This window comes from Gemmiger sp., from assembly GCF_057431175.1.
Window position 1 is genome coordinate 21401 of sequence record NZ_DBMDDV010000011.1, and the last position, 16852, is coordinate 38252.

Below are 16852 nucleotides of genomic sequence, written 5' to 3' on the forward strand. Positions count from 1 at the left end.
GGGAAAGTACATCTCCAATTTTCTAAAATAGGCTTCCCCCTCAGGGGAAGGCTCATAAGATTCACGCGTCAAACTTCTCAAAGAACTGCTCATGCCACGTTAAGAACGTGTAGGCGGTCCAGATCTTGCGGCGCTCGTGCTTGGGGTCGCCCAGCATCGCCACCAGCTTGTCCTGGTCGAAATACTCTGCGGCCACGTCGCTGGTAAAGCTCTTGCGCACCTTGGCGGAAAACTCCGGATCCTCGAGCCACTTGGCAATCGGCACCGGGAAGCCTTTTTTCGTGCGGTTGGCCCAGGCGTCGGGCAGGGTCTTGTTGGCGGCGGTACGCAGCACGGCCTTTGTGTCGCCGCGCAGCTTGTAGCTGTCGGGGTAGCACTCGGCCTCGCGCAGGACCTCGCGGTCGAGGTAGGGCACGCGCAGTTCCAGGCTGTGGGCCATACTCATTTTGTCGGCCTTCAGCAGAATATCGCCGGGCAGCCAGAGATTCAGGTCGAGGTACTGCTTCTTTTCCAGCTCGCTCAAATCTTTCACGCGGTCGTAGATCGGCGCGGCGACCTCGCGGGCCGTGGGGCCGACGCGGTACTTCGGCTTCAGAATATCGTAGGCGTCCTTCTCCTCAAAGACGTGGGCCTGGCCGATGAACCAATCCTCGGGGCGTCCGCTGCCCTTGATGATGAAGTCGTGGCCCTTGAAGTAGGGCAGGTGCTGGCTCACGTCGCTGGCCAGATGGCGCAGCGGTGCGGGCACGTGCTTGTACTTCTGCATCAGCGGCGTGTCGGCGTACCACTCGTAGCCTGCGTAGATTTCGTCCGCGCCCTCGCCGGAGAGCACGACCGTGACGTGCTGACGGGCCAGCTGGCACAGGAAGTAGAGCGGCACGCTGGACGGGTTGGACTGCGGCTCGTCCATGTGGTACTGGATGTCCGCAAAAGCGTCGAGGCACTGCTCCTTCGTCAGCATTTCGCGGTAGTTCTTGATGCCGAGCTTTTGGGAAAGCTCGCCTGCCTCGGTCGTCTCGTCAAACTTATGCGTGCCGTCGGGGCTGGCAAAGCCGACGGAAAACGTCTCGTCGGGCATCAGGCAGGCCGTGATATAGCTGGAATCGACGCCGCCGGACAGAAACGAACCGACCTTGACATCGCTGATGCGGTGGGCGGCCACGCTCTCCCGCACGCGGGCGTCGATCTGGTCGGCGCACTGCTCGTAGGAAAGGGTGGTGGGGTGGCGGAAATCCGCATCCCAGTAGCGCTCAATCTGCATCCGGCCGTCTTTGTAGGTGAACCAGTGGGCGGGGGGCAGTTTGTAGGTGCCCTTGAAGAACGTCTCGTTCATGGCGCTGTACTGGAAGGTCAGGTAGGGGCGCAGTGCCTCGGCGTTGACCTCGCGGCGGAAACCGGGGTGCTCCAGCAGGCTTTTGATCTCGCTGCCAAACAGCAGCTCGCCCGCGTCGGTTTGGGTGTAATAGAACGGCTTTATGCCGAAAATATCCCGTGCGCCGTACATTTCGTTGGTTTTCGTATCCCACACGACAAAGGCAAACATACCGCGCAGCTTGGCAGCCAGTGCCGTGCCGTATTCCTCATAGCCGTGGATGATGACCTCGGTGTCGCAGTGGGTCTTGAAGATATGGCCCTTGGCCTGCAATTCGGTACGCAGATCCATGAAGTTGTAAATTTCGCCGTTGAACACGCAGACAACGGTGCCGTCCTCGTTGTACATCGGCTGCTTGCCCGCGGCCAGGTCAATGATGCTCAGGCGGCGGAAGCCCAGCGCAATGGCCGTGCGCGGGTCATCGCCGCTGATGTGGTAGCCTTCCATATCGGGACCGCGGTGGATGATGCGATCCGCCATTTTGTGCAGGATGGCCTCGCGCTGTTCACGCAGACCGGTAAAGCCAACAAAACCACACATGGTAAATTTCCCTTTCTCTCTATATAGGCTATATAGGCACAATGATAAATTTTAACTTATATATTTGTATATTGTACCACAGAATAGAGGAAAAGAAAAGTGGTCGTAAAGAAAAAAGGACGCAGCGGAATGCTGCGCCCTTGCGAGGGTTATGTGGGTGGCAGGGGCGAGGTAGCAAAGCCCCTGCATTACAATTACTCTTTATCCTCGGTCGTAACCTTATCGGTCTTGCCTTCGCCGTCCAGCGCTTCTTCCAGGGTGTGCCATGCCAGCACGGCGCACTTGACACGGGCGGGGACGTGGGCGATGCCCTGCAAAGCGGCAACATCCTCCAAATCGTCCAGCTCCTCCGGCGTGATCTTGCCCTTGATCATCTGGAAATACAGGCTGATGAGGCGGTGCGCATCCTCGACGGTGCGGCCCTTGACCAGGTCAATCATCAGCGAAGCCGACGCCTGGGAAATCGCGCAGCCGGAGCCAATGAAACCGGCGTCCTCAATTTTGCCGTCCTTCACGCGCAGCTGCAGCGTGATATCGTCGCCGCAGCTGGGGTTCACGCCCTCCAGGCTGTGGGTCGCCCCCTCGACCGGGTGGCGGTTCTCCTTGCTGCGGCTGTTCTCGGTAATGATCTGGGTATACAGTTCGTTCAGGTTCACAGGCCCATCACCTTTCTGACATTTTCAAGATTTTCCAGCAGGGCGTCCACGTCCTCGGGCGTGTTGTAGATCGCCACGCTGGCGCGGCAGCAGCTGCCGATGCCCAGGAATTCCATCAAGGGCTGGGCACAGTGATGCCCGGCGCGCACGGCCACGCCGCCCGCATCCAGAATCGTCGCCACGTCGTGGGGGTGTACCTCGTTGACGTTGAAGCTGACGACGCCGTAGCGGCCGTCTGCCACAGGCTCGCCGTAGACAGTCAGCCACGGCATGGCGCGCATACCGGCCAGCATACGGTCCAGCAGCGCATGCTCGTGTGCTTCCATGGCCTGCCAGCCGATGCCGTTCATGTAGTCGATGGCGGCGGCAAAGCCGACCTCACCGCCGACGTTGCGGGTGCCGGCCTCAAACTTGCGGGGACCGTCGGCCCAGGTGGCACCGCTCTCGTGCACAGCGGCGATCATATCGCCGCCGGACAGGAACGGCGGCATCTTTTCCAGCAGCTCGGCGCGGGCGTACAGGGCACCCACGCCCATCGGCGCATACAGCTTGTGGGCAGAGCAGGCCGCAAAATCCACGTCCAGCTTTTTGACATCCACCGGGGTGTGTGGGGCGCTTTGGGCGCAGTCCAGCACGACGACGGCACCCACGGCGTGGGCACGCTTGACAATCTCCTCCACGGGGGCACGCAGGCCCAGGACGTTGGAGACCATCGCCACGGCGACAACCTTGGTTTTGCGGGTGATTTTCTTGTCCAGCTCCTCGGTCGTCAGGCGGCCGTTCTCGCCGGGATACATATAAACGAGCTTTGCGCCGGTGGCCTTCGCCACGCGCTGCCAGGGTACCATGTTGGAGTGATGCTCGGCCACGGAAATGACGATTTCGTCGCCTTCGTGCAGGAAATTCATGCCGTAGCTGTACGCGACAAGGTTCAGGCTCTCCGTCGTGTTCTGGGTGAACACAATTTCGTCGTCCTCGGCATTAAAGAACTGCGCCACGGTATGGCGGGCACCCTCGTGGGCGTCGGTGGCACGCATGGCCAGCTCATAGACGCCGCGGTGGGGGTTTGCGTTCTCTTTATTATAATAGTTGACCACCGCGTTCAGAACCTGGGTGGGGTGCTGGGTGGTGGCGGCGCTGTCCAGATAGACAAGGCGCTTGCCGTTCTCGTCGGCAGCCAGAATGGGGAAATCAGCCGTCCAGTTCATCGTTCAGCCTCCCTGCAACATTTTCACGTACTTCGTCCTGCAAAGATTCCAGTGGGATCTTGTCAATGGCCGGGGCAAAGCGGGCGTCCACCATCAGGCGGCGGGCCTGCGCCTCGCTCAAACCGCGGGAGCGCAAATAGTACAGCTTGTTCTCGTCCAGGCGGCCCACGGACGCGGCGTGCTGGCCTTCGACTTCCTCCTCACCGCAGAGGATGAGGGGCGCGGTACGGTTGCGGGCGTTGGGGCTGAACAGCAGCACGTCCTCGCTCTCGTGGCCGACGCCGCGCTTGGCACCACGCTGAAAATCCACCGTGCCGCGCAGAATTTTATCGGCGCTGCCGGTCAGCACACCGGCGGTGTGCATCTCGCACAGGGTGTCCCTGCCAGTGTGGACGGAGACATCGTTGAAGTCGAGCACATCGTTCCCGTGGCCGAAATAGACGGCGTCCAGGTCGTACTCGCACTTGTTGTGGTTCAGCAGGGTGCGGGCACCGCAGGCGACGACACAGCCGCCCAGCTCGATGCGCACCTGCTCGACGCGGGCGGATTTGCCCTGCTCAATGGCAACAGCGTTCCAGCGGCGGGCGCGGTTGCCCAACAGCTGCACCTGCACCAAAGTCACATGGGCGTTTTCGGCAGCGCGGATGCGGGTCAGGCTGGCGGAAACACCGTTCTCGGCATCGCCGCGCACGACCTGCACGACGGTCAGGCTGCTGCCCTCGGCGGCGTCAATGGTCAGGTAGGTCAGCGCGTGGGGGTGGGCGGCGTCCAGCGTGTTTTCAAACACGATAGGGGCGTCAGCCGTGCCGGAAACGGCCAGATGATTGACCAGGTTGGCATTCTCGGCCAGCCAGGTGTCGGTCTCCGCGCCCATGCCGCTGGCGGCAAAATCGCCGAAATCGGCTTTGGCGGGGGCGGTCACACCGGCAGGCAGGGCAGGGGAGAGGATCTCCGCCTTGGCCCAGCCGTCAGCGGGTACAGTGGGCAGTGCCGCCGACGCCGGTGCATAATTCACGCCCAACGGGTTCCAAGTGGCAACCGGCAGGCGGTTCATGGTTGTAGTCATATATATCACCTTAAACTCAATGCTAAGGCTTCCCCCTCGGGGGAAGCTGTCCGCGAAGCGGACTGATGAGGGGCAGACTTACCGCAGCAGCCCATTACCGGGTTGCACGGAGAACGCTGCCCCTCATCCGGCCTCGGTCGGAGCCTCGGCCACCTTCCCCCGTTGGGGAAGGCTCCACGATCAGCCAATGCTTCCCTTCATCTCCAGATGAATCAGGTTATTCATCTCCACCGCGTATTCCAGCGGCAGCTCCTTGGCGATGGGCTCGGCAAAGCCGCCGACGATCAGGGCGCGGGCGTCCTCCTCGGTCATGCCGCGGCTCATCAGGTAGAAGATGGCCTCCTCGCTGATGCGGCCGATCTTGGCCTCGTGGCCGACATCCACGGCGTCGCAGCGGATATCCATGGCCGGGATCGTGTCGGAACGGCTGCGGTCGTCCAGCATCAGGGATTCACAGCTCACGCTGGACTTGCTCCCCTCGGCATTGGGCAGAACGACCACGGAAGAACGGAAGTTCGACACGCCGCCGTCACGGGCGATACTCTTGGTGGAGATATGGCTCGTGGTGTGGGGCGCGGCGTGTACGACCTTGGCACCGGTGTCCAGGTCCTGCCCGGCACCCGCAAAGGTGATGCCGGTAAACTCCATGCGGGCACCCTCACCCTGCAAAATGCTCATGGGGTACAGGCAGCCGGTGTGGGAGCCGAAGGAGCCGGAGACCCACTCGATGGTGCCGCCCTTTTCGACCTTGGCGCGTTTGGTGTTCAGGTTGTACATATTTTTCGACCAGTTCTCGATGGTCGAGTAGCGCACGCGGGCACCCTCGCCGACGAAAATCTCCACGCAGCCTGCATGCAGGTTGGCCACATTGTACTTCGGGGCGGAGCAGCCTTCGATAAAGTGCAGGTAGGCACCCTTGTCCACAATGATAAGGGTGTGCTCAAACTGGCCGGCACCCGGGGCATTCAGCCGGAAATAGGACTGCAGCGGAATATCCACATGCACGCCTGCGGGAACATAGACGAAGGAGCCGCCGCTCCAAACGGCGCCATGCAGCGCCGCAAACTTGTGGTCGGTGGGGGGCACGCACTTCATGAAATGCTCCTTCACCATATCGGCGTAGGGGCCGGTCAGTGCGCTCTCCATATCGGTGTAGATGACACCCTGCGCGGCAACTTCCTCTTTTACATTGTGGTAAACGACCTCGGAGTCGTACTGCGCACCCACGCCGGCCAGACTTGAACGCTCGGCCTGCGGGATGCCCAGACGCTCAAAGGTGTTCTTGATGTCGTCAGGCACCTCGCTCCATTTGCCGCGCATCTCGGTGTTGGGGCGTACATAGGTGACGATGTTGCTCATGTCCAGCCCCTCCAGCGAGGGGCCCCAGGTGGGCAGGGACATCCGATTGTAGGTGTCCAGCGCCTTCAGGCGGAATTCGCGCATCCACTCGGGATCGTGCTTTTCCTCCGAGATCTTTTCCACGATCTCTGCCGTCAGGCCGGAGTTGACCTCGAACGCTGCGTTGACCTTGTCCTTGATGTCGTAGACACTGCGGTCGACCTCGGCAATCTCGGTCTTTTCAGTCTCGAAGGCTCTCATTTGGCTTCGTCCTCCTTCAGGGCGGTGAAGCCTTCCTCAATGATCTCATTGACAAGGCTGCCGTCACCGGTGCGCACGATGCGGGCATCGTCCAGCACATGGACATAATCGACCTGCAGGCCCTCAAGGATCTTGGCGTTGTGGGTGATGATGATCAGGGCGTTGTCGGCGTTGTGGTAGGCCTTGATGCCGCTGGCCACCGTCTTGACGGCGTCCACATCAAGGCCGGAGTCCGTCTCGTCGAGCAGGGCCAGACTGGGCTTGAGCATGAGCAGCTGCAAGATCTCGGCCTTCTTCTTCTCGCCGCCGGAGAAGCCGACATTCAGATAGCGGTCGGCGTAGGACGGGTCCATGTTCAGCGCCTCCATCTGGGCGGCCATCTCATGGCGGAACTTCATGACCTTGACGGGCTTGCCTGCAATGGCACCGGCTGCCGTGCGCAGAAAGCTCTCCAGCGTGATGCCGGGGATCTCCTCCGGCGTCTGGAAGGAGAGGAACATGCCGGCGCGTGCGCGGACATCGGCAGTCTCGTGGGTGACATCCTGACCGCGGAAGAGGATCTGGCCGCGGGTCACGGTATAGCGGGGGTCGCCCATCAGGGCGCTCATCAGGGTGGACTTGCCGGCACCGTTGTGACCCATCAGGACATGGGTCTCGCCGGCGTTCACCGTAAGGTTCAAACCGTCGAGAAGGACTTTGTTTTCCTCACCGACGATGACCTGTAAATCTTTGACTTCCAGCAGCGGGCTGCTCATGGAAAAAACACCTCCAAGTGGTATAACCGGGCGTCAGGGCACAGCGGCCCTGCCCAGATAGTTTTGCTCTACCGAACTATACTATACTATTTTTATAGGGATTGCAAGAGGGCAGCGCAAGAAATTGTCACAGAACACCCAAATCGGCCAATTTTCGGGCAAAATCCACCGCATTTGTAGGGGCCGGGCATACCCGGCCCTCAGTCTGACGGCGGCTGCCCCTCTTTCCATTCTGTATCAAACCTGCTATAATGGGCGGTGTAAAGGGGGTACTGTTATGGAACTGCAAAAGGGCCGACCGGCGGATACGGCGGGCCGACTGGAAAAAGAGATACGCACCTATGACCTGCTGGATCGTCTGGGCGTCGAGTATGAGCGCGTCGACCATGCGCCCGCCATGACGATGGAGGTCTGCCAGGAAATTGACCAAACGCTGCACGCGGTCATCTGCAAGAACCTGTTTTTGTGCAACCGGCAGGAGACAAAATTTTACCTGCTGATGATCCCGGATACCAAGGTGTTCCACACCAAGGACTTGTCCGCGCAGATCGGCTCGGCCCGGCTGTCCTTTGCCAAGGCGGAGTATATGGAAAAATTTTTGAATATCACGCCGGGTTCGGTCAGCGTGCTGGGCCTTGCCAACGATACCGACCACCGTGTCCAGCTGCTCATCGACGAGGACGTGCTGAACAGCGAGTATGTCGGCTGCCACCCCTGCATCAACACATCCAGCCTGCGGCTGCGCACGAAAGATTTGGTGGAAAAGGTGTTGCCTGCCATGGAGCATGACTTTATAAAGGTAAAGCTGTAAGGAGACGGTGATGAATATTACGGTATACCTCGGTGCGAACGAGGGAAATGACCCGCGCCTGGCCCAGGCCGTGCGGGAACTGGGCCGCTGGATCGGCGAGAGCGGCAACGCGCTTATCTACGGCGGCTCTGCCTGCGGCCTGATGGGCGAGCTGGCCAAAAGCGTATTGGACGCAGGCGGCAAAGCCACCGGCGTGGAACCGCAGTTTTTTGTGGATCAGGGCCTTTTGTACGACGATCTGACCGAGTTGTTCGTCACAAAAGATATGACCGAACGCAAGGCAAAGATGATCGAGCTGGGCGACGCCTTCATTGCTTTCCCCGGCGGCACCGGCACGCTGGAAGAAATCGCCGAGATCATGTCAAAAGTTTCCCTCAAGCAGCTGGACGCACCCTGCATCCTCTACAACCTGAACGGCTACTATGACAGTCTGAAAGCGCTGCTGGATCACATGATTGCCATGGGGCTTTCCAGCCCCGAACGCCAGCAGGGAATCAGCTTTGCGGATAATTTAGCGGAAATCAAGACAATTTTACAGGCATAAACAGCCGGGGCGGATGGGAATATCCGCCCCGGCGTTTCGTTGCACATAAAACAAAAACCTTGAAGCATACGCTTCAAGGTCAATGGCTGCCCCAGTCCGACTTGAACGGACGACACCCTGATTAACAGTCAGGTGCTCTAACCAACTGAGCTATGGGGCAATATTCAGCTTTGTCAGACGACTATATTATTATAGCGGTATCAAAAGCCATTGTCAATAGCAAAACCGAAAAAGTTGAAAAATATCGTAGGATCTCGCGAGCCGTTATAGGGGGCCAATGCCTGCACCGGCCCGCAAAGGAGCTTACTTTTTGATTTTAGTAAGCCGGGCGCTCACACTTGGGGAGGGTGAAGGCCCAGCCAACGTTGATGGGAAGGATGGTACGCATAGCAGTTCTCCTGATTATACCGCACCGCCGGGGCAGAAAATGCGGTGCTTTTATGAATAAAAACAAAAACCGGCTGAAACTTTCGTTTCAACCGGTTCTGTTTGGAGCGGCCGACGAGGCTCGAACTCGCTACCTCCACCTTGGCAAGGTGGCGCTCTACCAGATGAGCTACGGCCGCATAAAAAAATCACCGAAAATTTGTTCGGTGATTTTTTTGTTGGCTGCCCCAGTCCGACTTGAACGGACGACACCCTGATTAACAGTCAGGTGCTCTAACCAACTGAGCTATGGGGCAATAACGCTTTGCGCCGCCGTCAGGCGACGCTAATTATTATAGCCATCTGCGGGGCGTTTGTCAACAGGTTTTGCCAATTTTTTTGCAAAAAACTTTTTGCGCGGCCGACCCGGCGGGGCAGGCAGATTTTACACTTGCATTTTTGGGCAGAATCGTCTATGATGGAGCTTGCAACATCATTTATAAAAGGAGTCTGTATCATGGCAGAATTTACCTATGAAGTTACCGAACGCATCGCCGTTCTTTCCACCAACGCCCGCGGTTGGGAGCGTCAGCTGAATATGGTCAGCTGGAACGGCAACCCGCCGAAGTACGATATCCGCGACTGGTCCCCGGACGGCAGCCGCATGGCAAAGGGAATCAGCCTGACCGAGGATGAGCTGAAAACGCTGAAGGGCATTCTGGACGACATGGAACTGTGAGGTTCGTATGCAGGACTACCACGCTGAATTTGTGGAGATCTACAACAAAAACATCACCCGCCCCGGTGCGGACCGGCTGCTGAACTGGCTGGAAACCACCGACTTTTTCACCGCGCCTGCCTCCACCCGGTTCCACGGCGCGTGCGAGTGCGGCCTGGTCATGCACAGCATCAATGTGTACAACGCAATGATGCAGCACTTCTACACCGAGGGCGAGAACGCCGAGAGTTATGCCATCTGCGGCCTGCTGCACGACCTGTGCAAGGCAAACTTCTATAAGGTCAGCACCCGCAATGTCAAGAACGACGCCACCGGCCAGTGGGAGAAGGTCCCGTTTTACCAGGTGGCGGATCAACTGCCCTACGGCCACGGCGAGAAGAGTGTCTACCTCATCGAGCATTTTATGCGGCTGAAAACCGCCGAGGCTATTGCCATCCGCTGGCACATGGGCGGCTTTGACGATGCCGCGCGCGGCGGCTGCTTTGCTGTCAGCGAAGCCTACAACACCTACCCGCTGGCGGTCAAGCTGCACATTGCGGACCTGACCGCCACCTACCTGATGGAGCAGGGCACCAGCGAAGTAGAAAACGGTCACCCGAAAAACAAATAAAACCAGGGCACAGACGATGCAGTCTGCGCCCTGGTTTTTTTGCGGCGTCCCCGACGCCCCGCAGGGGGGTTACAAATTTTCCTGCATCCACCCGACCAGCGCGGCTTGGGACTGCGCCGCCGCGCTGCCGGTGATGGCAAGGCCCGGGGCAATTACTGCTGTGGGGCAGAGCTTGCGCAGGTCTTTCTCGCTGCGGCCCATGCCGCTGCCCTCGTTGGTGCAGTAGGGCAGCAGCTTTTTGCCGGTAAAGTCGAACGCCTCCAAAAAGGTCGCCACCGCCATGGGGATGGTGCCGCAGTAGTTGGGGTAGCCCAGCACAATGGCGTCGTAGGCCGCAATGCTCTCGGGCAGGGCGGTCAGCGCCGGGCGCTTGTGCAGCATCATGTCTGCGGTGACCTGGCTGACGCATTTGCGGTAGTTGTCCGCGTAAGGCGCTGCCATTTCAATTTTGAACAGGTCGGCGTCGGGAAAAGCCTGCTTGATAAGGTCGGCGCAGATCTCGGTATTGCCGACGGCCACGCTTTTGATTGCGCCGCCAAAGTAGTTTTCGCCCGCGCGGGAGAAATAAGCAACCAGAATTTTAGACATAAAACAGCACCTCCGTTGGATTCTATATGGAAGTATACCATGAAAGGCAACTTTAAGTGCAAGGGGTAAATGCAAAATTTTACGCCCCGGCAGACAAAACGCCGCGCAGGCCCGAAAAAGCCTGCGCGGCGCTGTTTTTATGCGGTATCAGGAACGGTTTTTCTTGTGGGCGGCCAGGCCGAGCGCTGCACCGCTGCACAGGGCCAGCGCAAACAGCAGCGTGGCGTTCATGCTGTCGCCGGTCTGGGGAATGGTCACAGGGTGCTGCGGCGTGGCCGTAACGACCGGGGCCGGGGTGGCCGTAGGTGTGGCGGTGGGTGTGGCGGTGGGCTGTGCCGTGGCCGCCGGGGCAGCAGGTGCGGGCGTGGGGGCTTCTGTGAGGGCCGGGGTGGCCGTGGGCTTGACGACCAGCGCATCGAGGGCGTCCTCGATGGCTTTTGCCATGGCATCCACATCGGCCTGCTGGGTGATGTTCTTGCTGCGGTCCACGGCGTTGATGGCGGCATCCACGGCGGAGAAATCCGTGTAGTCGTCGCGGGTCAGCGCACCCGCCTTGGCAATCGCGGCATCGACCGCGGTGTAGTCGGCAGGCTTGTAGGTCAATGCGTCAATGGCATCCTCAATGGCCTTCGCCATGGCATCGACCTCGGCTTGCCGTGCCTTGCTCTTGGTGCGGTCGACCGCGTCAAGCGCGGCCTGTACAGCGTCATAGTTTGCATAAAGGCCGGCGTCCACCTTCTGGGCAGCAGCGATGGCGTTGTCCACAGCGGTGTAGTCTGCCAGGATATTTCGGGAATCCCAGGCAAACGTAGGGTGGGAGATACCGGCGACCCATTGCACACCGTTCGCGGCGTTCTGCAGGCTGGTGAGGATATCGGAAGAGGTGAAGTCGGAGACGGCGGAGCCTTGAGAGTCTGCGGTGGCTTTGCCATCCGTTACGAGACGAGAGGGAGCATAGCTGTTTTCAGCAGCAGGCCAATAGTTGCTTTGCGCGTTGCAGGAAGATTTATAACCATCAAGATATCCAATCCAGAAGGTGTTATCATCATCCGTAGGGTCTGCTCCGATATCAGTAGTCAGAACCATGCAGTTTTCAATATTTGCATCATCTGCATAGCCAATAATTCCGCCTACGTTAGCCTGAATGGAGTTGACAACGATTTTTCCGTCAAACCAGCAGTTATCAATATCAACATGGCCGTAAATTGGACTACCCATGATGCCGCCTAAAGCATCGGCGTACCACAGCTGAAATTTCTGGTCATAGCCATTGCTCGAAGAACCATAGTTGCCAGTAATGGTTGCAGTGGAATAGCATCCAGAAATGCGGCTGGAAGTAGTGCTGGGGTCTCGACTGCCATACACAGAACACCCGACAAGACCGCCAATATATTTTTCATAGTAAGAACCACCTGTGATAGAGCCGGACGTCCAGCAGTTCTCAACCACAGAACCGGCAAGGTAGTCGACCAAAATACCCTTGCCAAAGGTACTTGTATCATTTGGGTCGACCCAGATGTCAGCGTCAGCAACGCCCAAGTTCATGACTTTGCCGTGGAAAACCTGACCGAAAAGACCAGACATATAGCAGTCGCGTTCTTTATTAAACAGCGAATCATGGGAGTAAAGATTGTAAATTACATGACCTTGCCCATCGAACGTACCGTTAAAGCTGTAATACCAATCGGGATCATATTGAGTAGCATTCTGCTGAGCCAGACCATTGCCAATAGAAATCCACTCGTGCCCGGCCAAGTCCAGGTCATTATCCAAATAAACGGTTTTCCCTTCAAAAGAGGCCGGGTCGTTTTCCTTGTTGATTACCTCGGCCAACCCCGCCAACTGTTCCGCGGTAGTGATGTGGTACGCCGTATCCGACTCGTGTCCAACATACCAGCTGGTGTCGGCAGTGCCGTCCCAAGCGTCGGGGGCAGCATCCTCCGCAAACGCCGCCATGGGCAGCAGCGTCAGGCAGAGCGCAAGCGCAGCCAACAGGCTTGCAATGCGTTTCTTCATTTTGTGATTCCTCCTTTATGTTGTGGACAGAAACTTATGCACCTTGTACATATTGATATCAATTTTACTCCGGGGGGGGGCAACTTGTCAATCAGAAAAACGCCGCGCAGGGTAATGTTTTTGCCGCAAATCTGCGTATGCAAAAAAAGACACGCCACAAAGCGCGCGGTAAGGCTTGCGTGGCGTGTCGAAATATGATATTCATATGCCGCTTCGGCGGCAAGGCGCTGCACAAGGGCAGCGCAAACAGCAGCGTGACGTTCATGCCGTCGCCGGTCTGGGGGATAGTCACAGGGGGGCGTCGGCATCATCAAGGACGGCGAGTTGTGCTGGCCGCTGCCCGGTCACACGACGATTTGCTGCAATTTTGGCGAACCCGATGGATATGGTTTCCGTGCGCTGATATAGGCCGGTACCCATTTTGTATGTTTGAGAACATGACCGTTCAGGTCGAGTGTCACGGTGCGGGTGACAAGGTAAAGTGGTAACCGTAGAAACATGAATTTGTTTGAACGCCTGGTTTCGCTGCTGGCTGCTCATTTTTGTCTGCGTAAAAGGGATAACCGGAATATAAATTACTCCTCTGCCAACTCCACCACCAATTTGGCTTCGGTGGCGGCGATGGCAAGTTGGAGCTTATTCTCTAAGTTTGTCTTTTGCAGCATATTGATGACGTGGTACTTCACGGTGGATGGCTCGATGCCGAGTTCTTTTGCAATCTCGTTATAGGACAGCCCGCGCACAAGACAGCGCAAGACCTTCATCTCGCCTTTGGTGAACTCTGCGCTCATGGCGGTGCCGATTTCCACGCTGGGCGGTGCATCGGGGAAGATATGCTCCCCCGCCATCGTGCGGCGCACGACCTGCATCAGGGTCCCTTCATCGCCGTCCTTATACCACAGGCTGTCCGCGCCCACGGCCTTGGCGCGGGCTAAAACCTGTGTGTCAATAAGCGAGGTCGCCACCACGATCTTGATTTCCGGGTGCGCTTTTCGTATCTTTTTGGCGGCGGCCAGACCGTTTTCGCGGTGTTCGGTCTGCACATCCATCAGCACAAGGTCGATGTCCTCGGTATCGCACAGGATCGGAGCCTCTGCAGCGCCGGGGATAGACACAGCAAGCTGATACCCGTCCTCGTTCTGAATATAGCTTTCAAGCAGGCTCCGGACCAGCTTTTGGTCCTCAACGATCATAACGCGTATCATAAGTGCTCTCCTTATCGGGCAGGGTGACTTCCAGAACAAACACAGGCAGGGAGTGTACGGTTACTGTACCCCCTGCTTTTTCAATACGGCGGCGGAGCGAGGAAAGCCCGCCGCCTTCCTTTATCTTCGCTTTAGGCGGCGCGCTATTGTTCGTGATGCAAAGGTGCCATTCCTGCGGCCGATGCTCGGAGTCGGCGTACAATTCCGTGGCGCCCGCATGCCGCACAGCGTTGGAGGTACACTCCCGCAGGATCAGTGCGTAGAGCTCGCGGGTGGCGCGTGCCGCAGGGTATGCACCGCGCAGCTGTACGGCTGCGCCCAGAACAGCCGCCCGCCTTTGCATATAGCTCAGCGGGTCCTCAGCAGCATTCTCCTGCCGGGTGCGGCATAGCAGGGAAATGGAACTTTCCCACTTTGCAGCTTCGCTTTTGATTCGGGCAAGATCATGTTCATGCCGCAGTGCGCGCCGTGCGGCAAGCAGGGTATGGCCAATGTCGTCATGCACCCGCATCTTCATTTTCAGAATTTCTTCCTCCCGCACAATGTCGGGCATATTGTCATATAAGCGCTTTGCGCGGCGGTTCGCATCGGCAAGGCGCTCGTTTTCCTGCTGCAGTGCAGCATGCAATGCAGCCAGCTGGGTGACATCGGTGGCCATCACCTCGGTGTACGGTATGCCGTATTTGTCCTGAACAGGGCGCACCGTGAAATGATATACCGTTCCGTCCGGGAATGCGTAGATGCGGGCGGCCTCATCGCGCAGCCGCACACCGCCGCCGGGACTGTGCAGCGCCTGCTCCAGGTCCGTAAGGGTCTGCAAATCCCGGCCGCAGAGGACTGCGGAGATTTCCTGCATTCTGTGATTGATCAGGCGCAGCAGGCCGTTGCGGTCAAAGTAGCAAATGGCCGCCGGCAGCGTGTCAAAGCCTTCCTTGACAGCATTGCGGGAGATTCGGGAAATCATAGGCCGCCTCCTTCTGCCGGAAACATCGTGAAATACAAAAGCCCGTCATCATCCCGTTCAAGCTGCATCTGCGGCAGGCCGGGCAGCGCAGCGGGCGCATCGGTGCATTGAACGCTGCAGCGCAGCCCCCAGCCCTGCGCCGTATGCTCGGCGCAGAAAAGGATCTCCTGCAATCCCGGCAGGGTCGCTTCTATGATGGCTTCAAAGGCGTCATAGATCGCTACGGCGGACGCAGGGGAAATCTTTGCTGTGTCGGTGATCTGTACGGCGCAGCGTATATCACTCAGGCGCAGGCTCTCGGCCGATTCAAACAGGCTCAGCCGCAGCTCCGTGGTGTCGATATCCTCCGCCTTGTCACAGACAAAAACAAGGTTGCTGCGCCGCTTGATATAGGTTCCCAAAATGACGATGTGCTTTAGCAGCCGGCGGGCGGTATCGACATCGTCCGTGGCCTTGAGCGCGATCAGATATTCCTGTATCCGTGCCAGCTGGCGGGCTGTGACGGTCTCGATTTTGTCATACAGCCGGTTCTGCTCGCTCAGCTGCAGCCATTGTGCCTTCTGGGCTGTTTCCGCCTGTATGATGTCCCCGATGTCATGCAATTCCTCCTGCGTGAGGCGCAGCTCCTCAAGAAGAGCCACCAGTTCGGTGATGTCCTCCTGCCAGAAAATATACCCTTTCCGGATCGGGTGGCCGTGAAGCTGGGTCGTGGCATCCAGCTGGACACTGCCGGTGAGCGCCTGACGCAGCTGCTCCTCGCGGAGCGGGGCTGCCTGCATGGAGCATTGCACAGGCACAAACGCCCGGTCTGTGATCAGCCCCTTGGCCATAGATACCTCAAACAGCGTGGCATATCCCATATTGGATTGGATCAGCCCGCACCGGATGCACGCCTCAAAGGTCGCTGTAAAGGTCAGGCATTGCACCACGGTCATATCACCGGCGATAGCGTGCATCCACGGCACATTTAAAATATGCTTGTACAGTAAAGCATAGAGCGTGGCAAAAAAAATCGGCACAAGCGGCAGCCAGAGGATGCGCTTTGTATGCGGAATACGGCAGCGCCGTACAAGGTACACCACCGTGAACACGGCACAGGAAAATATCCACAGCAGACAGAGGTAATATACGAACCGATAGGTGTAATCGGGGCTGCCCAGTACCTCCTGCCCGGGTGGGAACGCAAACGCAAGCTGATGGCAGTCGTTTGTCAGCACCAGGCTGAACAGCACCACTGGGAATACAAAAATCACGTACCGGTACTTGTACAGCGGGGCGGACTGCCCCCGATCCAAAAAGAAAAGCGTATAAAGTGCAAGGGTCGGGATCAGCAGCATCGGGATATAGTACGCATACCACAATCGCCGCAGCATCTCCGGTGTCTGGGCAAAGTCATAGCGGATCAGGCGGATATCCAGCCAGAACAGCATCAGGGCGGCGGCGCCCAGCAGGCAGCGGCGGGTCTGTGCGTGCAGGATACGCCACCAGACCGATACCGCCCAGGAAAAGATCAGGATATTATACAGCACCGTGCGCCAAAAGCCGGAATACGGCATATAAAATGCCCGCATCAGGACAGCGCAGAGGATCACCCCTGCAACCGCAGCGGCTAAATACAGATTCCCAAGCCGTACCTTTGTCATAGCGCCTGTCCTTTCCAAAGGGTAGATCATCCGTCAGTTTCTTTCCAATATCATTATGACGCAATCTGCACTTTTTTGCAATAGTGCTGAAAAAAAGCGGAGAAAAGCGCAAAAAACTATCCAAATGGTGGGGGCAAAAATCGTCCGATTCCTGTATGATGAAATTGACA

15 protein-coding genes and 3 tRNA genes are annotated in these 16852 nt (G+C 58.0%); 4 read left to right on the forward strand and 14 right to left on the reverse strand.

The genetic code is table 11. The features are described from left to right. Positions 1-61 precede the first annotated feature (61 nt). The 6 genes from asnB to sufC all read right to left on the reverse strand — a co-directional run bounded on the left by asnB (position 62) and on the right by sufC (position 7196). Positions 62-1912, reverse strand: a complete 1851-nt coding sequence (gene asnB, locus ACZO0A_RS05770) for an asparagine synthase (glutamine-hydrolyzing) (RefSeq protein ID WP_291210463.1) — start codon at positions 1910-1912, stop codon at positions 62-64. Positions 1913-2106: 194 nt separating this feature from the next. Beyond that, positions 2107-2568, reverse strand: a complete 462-nt coding sequence (gene sufU, locus ACZO0A_RS05775) for a Fe-S cluster assembly sulfur transfer protein SufU (RefSeq protein ID WP_215693138.1) — start codon at positions 2566-2568, stop codon at positions 2107-2109. After that, complete coding sequence (locus tag ACZO0A_RS05780) at positions 2565-3776, reverse strand: aminotransferase class V-fold PLP-dependent enzyme (RefSeq protein ID WP_302377136.1); 1212 nt, start codon at positions 3774-3776, stop codon at positions 2565-2567. The genes sufU and ACZO0A_RS05780 overlap by 4 nt, the downstream gene beginning before the upstream one ends. Next, the gene (locus ACZO0A_RS05785; protein ID WP_302377134.1) at positions 3760-4842 is read right to left on the reverse strand and encodes a SufB/SufD family protein; all 1083 of its coding nucleotides are present in this window, start codon (positions 4840-4842) and stop codon (positions 3760-3762) included. Before ACZO0A_RS05785 ends, ACZO0A_RS05780 begins: the two co-directional genes overlap by 17 nt. Before the next feature lie 180 nt (positions 4843-5022). Next, on the reverse strand, positions 5023-6441 hold the full coding sequence (gene sufB / locus ACZO0A_RS05790; RefSeq protein ID WP_486846148.1) for a Fe-S cluster assembly protein SufB: 1419 nt from the start codon (positions 6439-6441) through the stop codon (positions 5023-5025). Beyond that, positions 6438-7196, reverse strand: a complete 759-nt coding sequence (sufC, locus tag ACZO0A_RS05795; RefSeq protein ID WP_486846149.1) for a Fe-S cluster assembly ATPase SufC — start codon at positions 7194-7196, stop codon at positions 6438-6440. Before sufC ends, sufB begins: the two co-directional genes overlap by 4 nt. 277 nt (positions 7197-7473) lie before the next feature. Here sufC and ACZO0A_RS05800 point away from each other — a divergent pair, with 277 nt between their 5' ends. Beyond that, the gene (locus ACZO0A_RS05800; protein WP_291210472.1) at positions 7474-8007 is read left to right on the forward strand and encodes a prolyl-tRNA synthetase associated domain-containing protein; all 534 of its coding nucleotides are present in this window, start codon (positions 7474-7476) and stop codon (positions 8005-8007) included. A 10-nt stretch (positions 8008-8017) separates the two neighbouring features. Next, complete coding sequence (locus tag ACZO0A_RS05805) at positions 8018-8551, forward strand: LOG family protein (RefSeq protein ID WP_215693145.1); 534 nt, start codon at positions 8018-8020, stop codon at positions 8549-8551. Between the two features lie 83 nt (positions 8552-8634). Here the strand turns inward: ACZO0A_RS05805 and ACZO0A_RS05810 are convergent. The 3 genes from ACZO0A_RS05810 to ACZO0A_RS05820 form a co-directional block, all read right to left on the reverse strand. Further along, positions 8635-8711, reverse strand: a tRNA-Asn gene (locus tag ACZO0A_RS05810). A gap of 330 nt (positions 8712-9041) precedes the next feature. Then, positions 9042-9117: transfer RNA gene (locus ACZO0A_RS05815), tRNA-Gly, on the reverse strand. A 40-nt stretch (positions 9118-9157) separates the two neighbouring features. After that, a tRNA-Asn gene (locus tag ACZO0A_RS05820) sits at positions 9158-9234 on the reverse strand. A gap of 200 nt (positions 9235-9434) precedes the next feature. On the opposite strand from ACZO0A_RS05820, the gene ACZO0A_RS05825 reads away from it, so the two are divergent. After that, positions 9435-9656: a YdbC family protein gene (locus ACZO0A_RS05825; RefSeq protein WP_215693147.1), complete on the forward strand. Its 222-nt coding sequence runs from the start codon at positions 9435-9437 to the stop codon at positions 9654-9656. Between the two features lie 7 nt (positions 9657-9663). Next, the gene (locus ACZO0A_RS05830) at positions 9664-10266 is read left to right on the forward strand and encodes an HD domain-containing protein (RefSeq protein ID WP_291210477.1); all 603 of its coding nucleotides are present in this window, start codon (positions 9664-9666) and stop codon (positions 10264-10266) included. Between the two features lie 69 nt (positions 10267-10335). On the opposite strand, the gene ACZO0A_RS05835 is transcribed toward ACZO0A_RS05830, so the two are convergent. The 5 genes from ACZO0A_RS05835 to ACZO0A_RS05855 all read right to left on the reverse strand — a co-directional run bounded on the left by ACZO0A_RS05835 (position 10336) and on the right by ACZO0A_RS05855 (position 16682). Beyond that, positions 10336-10854 (reverse strand): flavodoxin, encoded by a 519-nt coding sequence (locus tag ACZO0A_RS05835; RefSeq protein WP_215693150.1) that lies wholly within the window; start codon positions 10852-10854, stop codon positions 10336-10338. Between the two features lie 147 nt (positions 10855-11001). After that, the gene (locus ACZO0A_RS05840) at positions 11002-12870 is read right to left on the reverse strand and encodes a GLUG motif-containing protein (protein ID WP_486846150.1); all 1869 of its coding nucleotides are present in this window, start codon (positions 12868-12870) and stop codon (positions 11002-11004) included. A gap of 575 nt (positions 12871-13445) precedes the next feature. Then, a complete protein-coding gene (locus tag ACZO0A_RS05845) occupies positions 13446-14075 on the reverse strand; it encodes a response regulator transcription factor (RefSeq protein WP_215693152.1) in 630 nt (209 codons plus the stop codon). Continuing rightward, entirely contained in the window at positions 14053-15039 is a 987-nt protein-coding gene (locus ACZO0A_RS05850; RefSeq protein ID WP_486846151.1) for a sensor histidine kinase, read from the reverse strand. The genes ACZO0A_RS05845 and ACZO0A_RS05850 overlap by 23 nt, the downstream gene beginning before the upstream one ends. After that, positions 15036-16682 carry a hypothetical protein gene (locus ACZO0A_RS05855; RefSeq protein ID WP_486846152.1) on the reverse strand — a complete coding sequence of 549 codons (1647 nt, stop codon included), beginning with the start codon at positions 16680-16682 and terminating at the stop codon, positions 15036-15038. The genes ACZO0A_RS05850 and ACZO0A_RS05855 overlap by 4 nt, the downstream gene beginning before the upstream one ends. Positions 16683-16852: the final 170 nt, after the last annotated feature.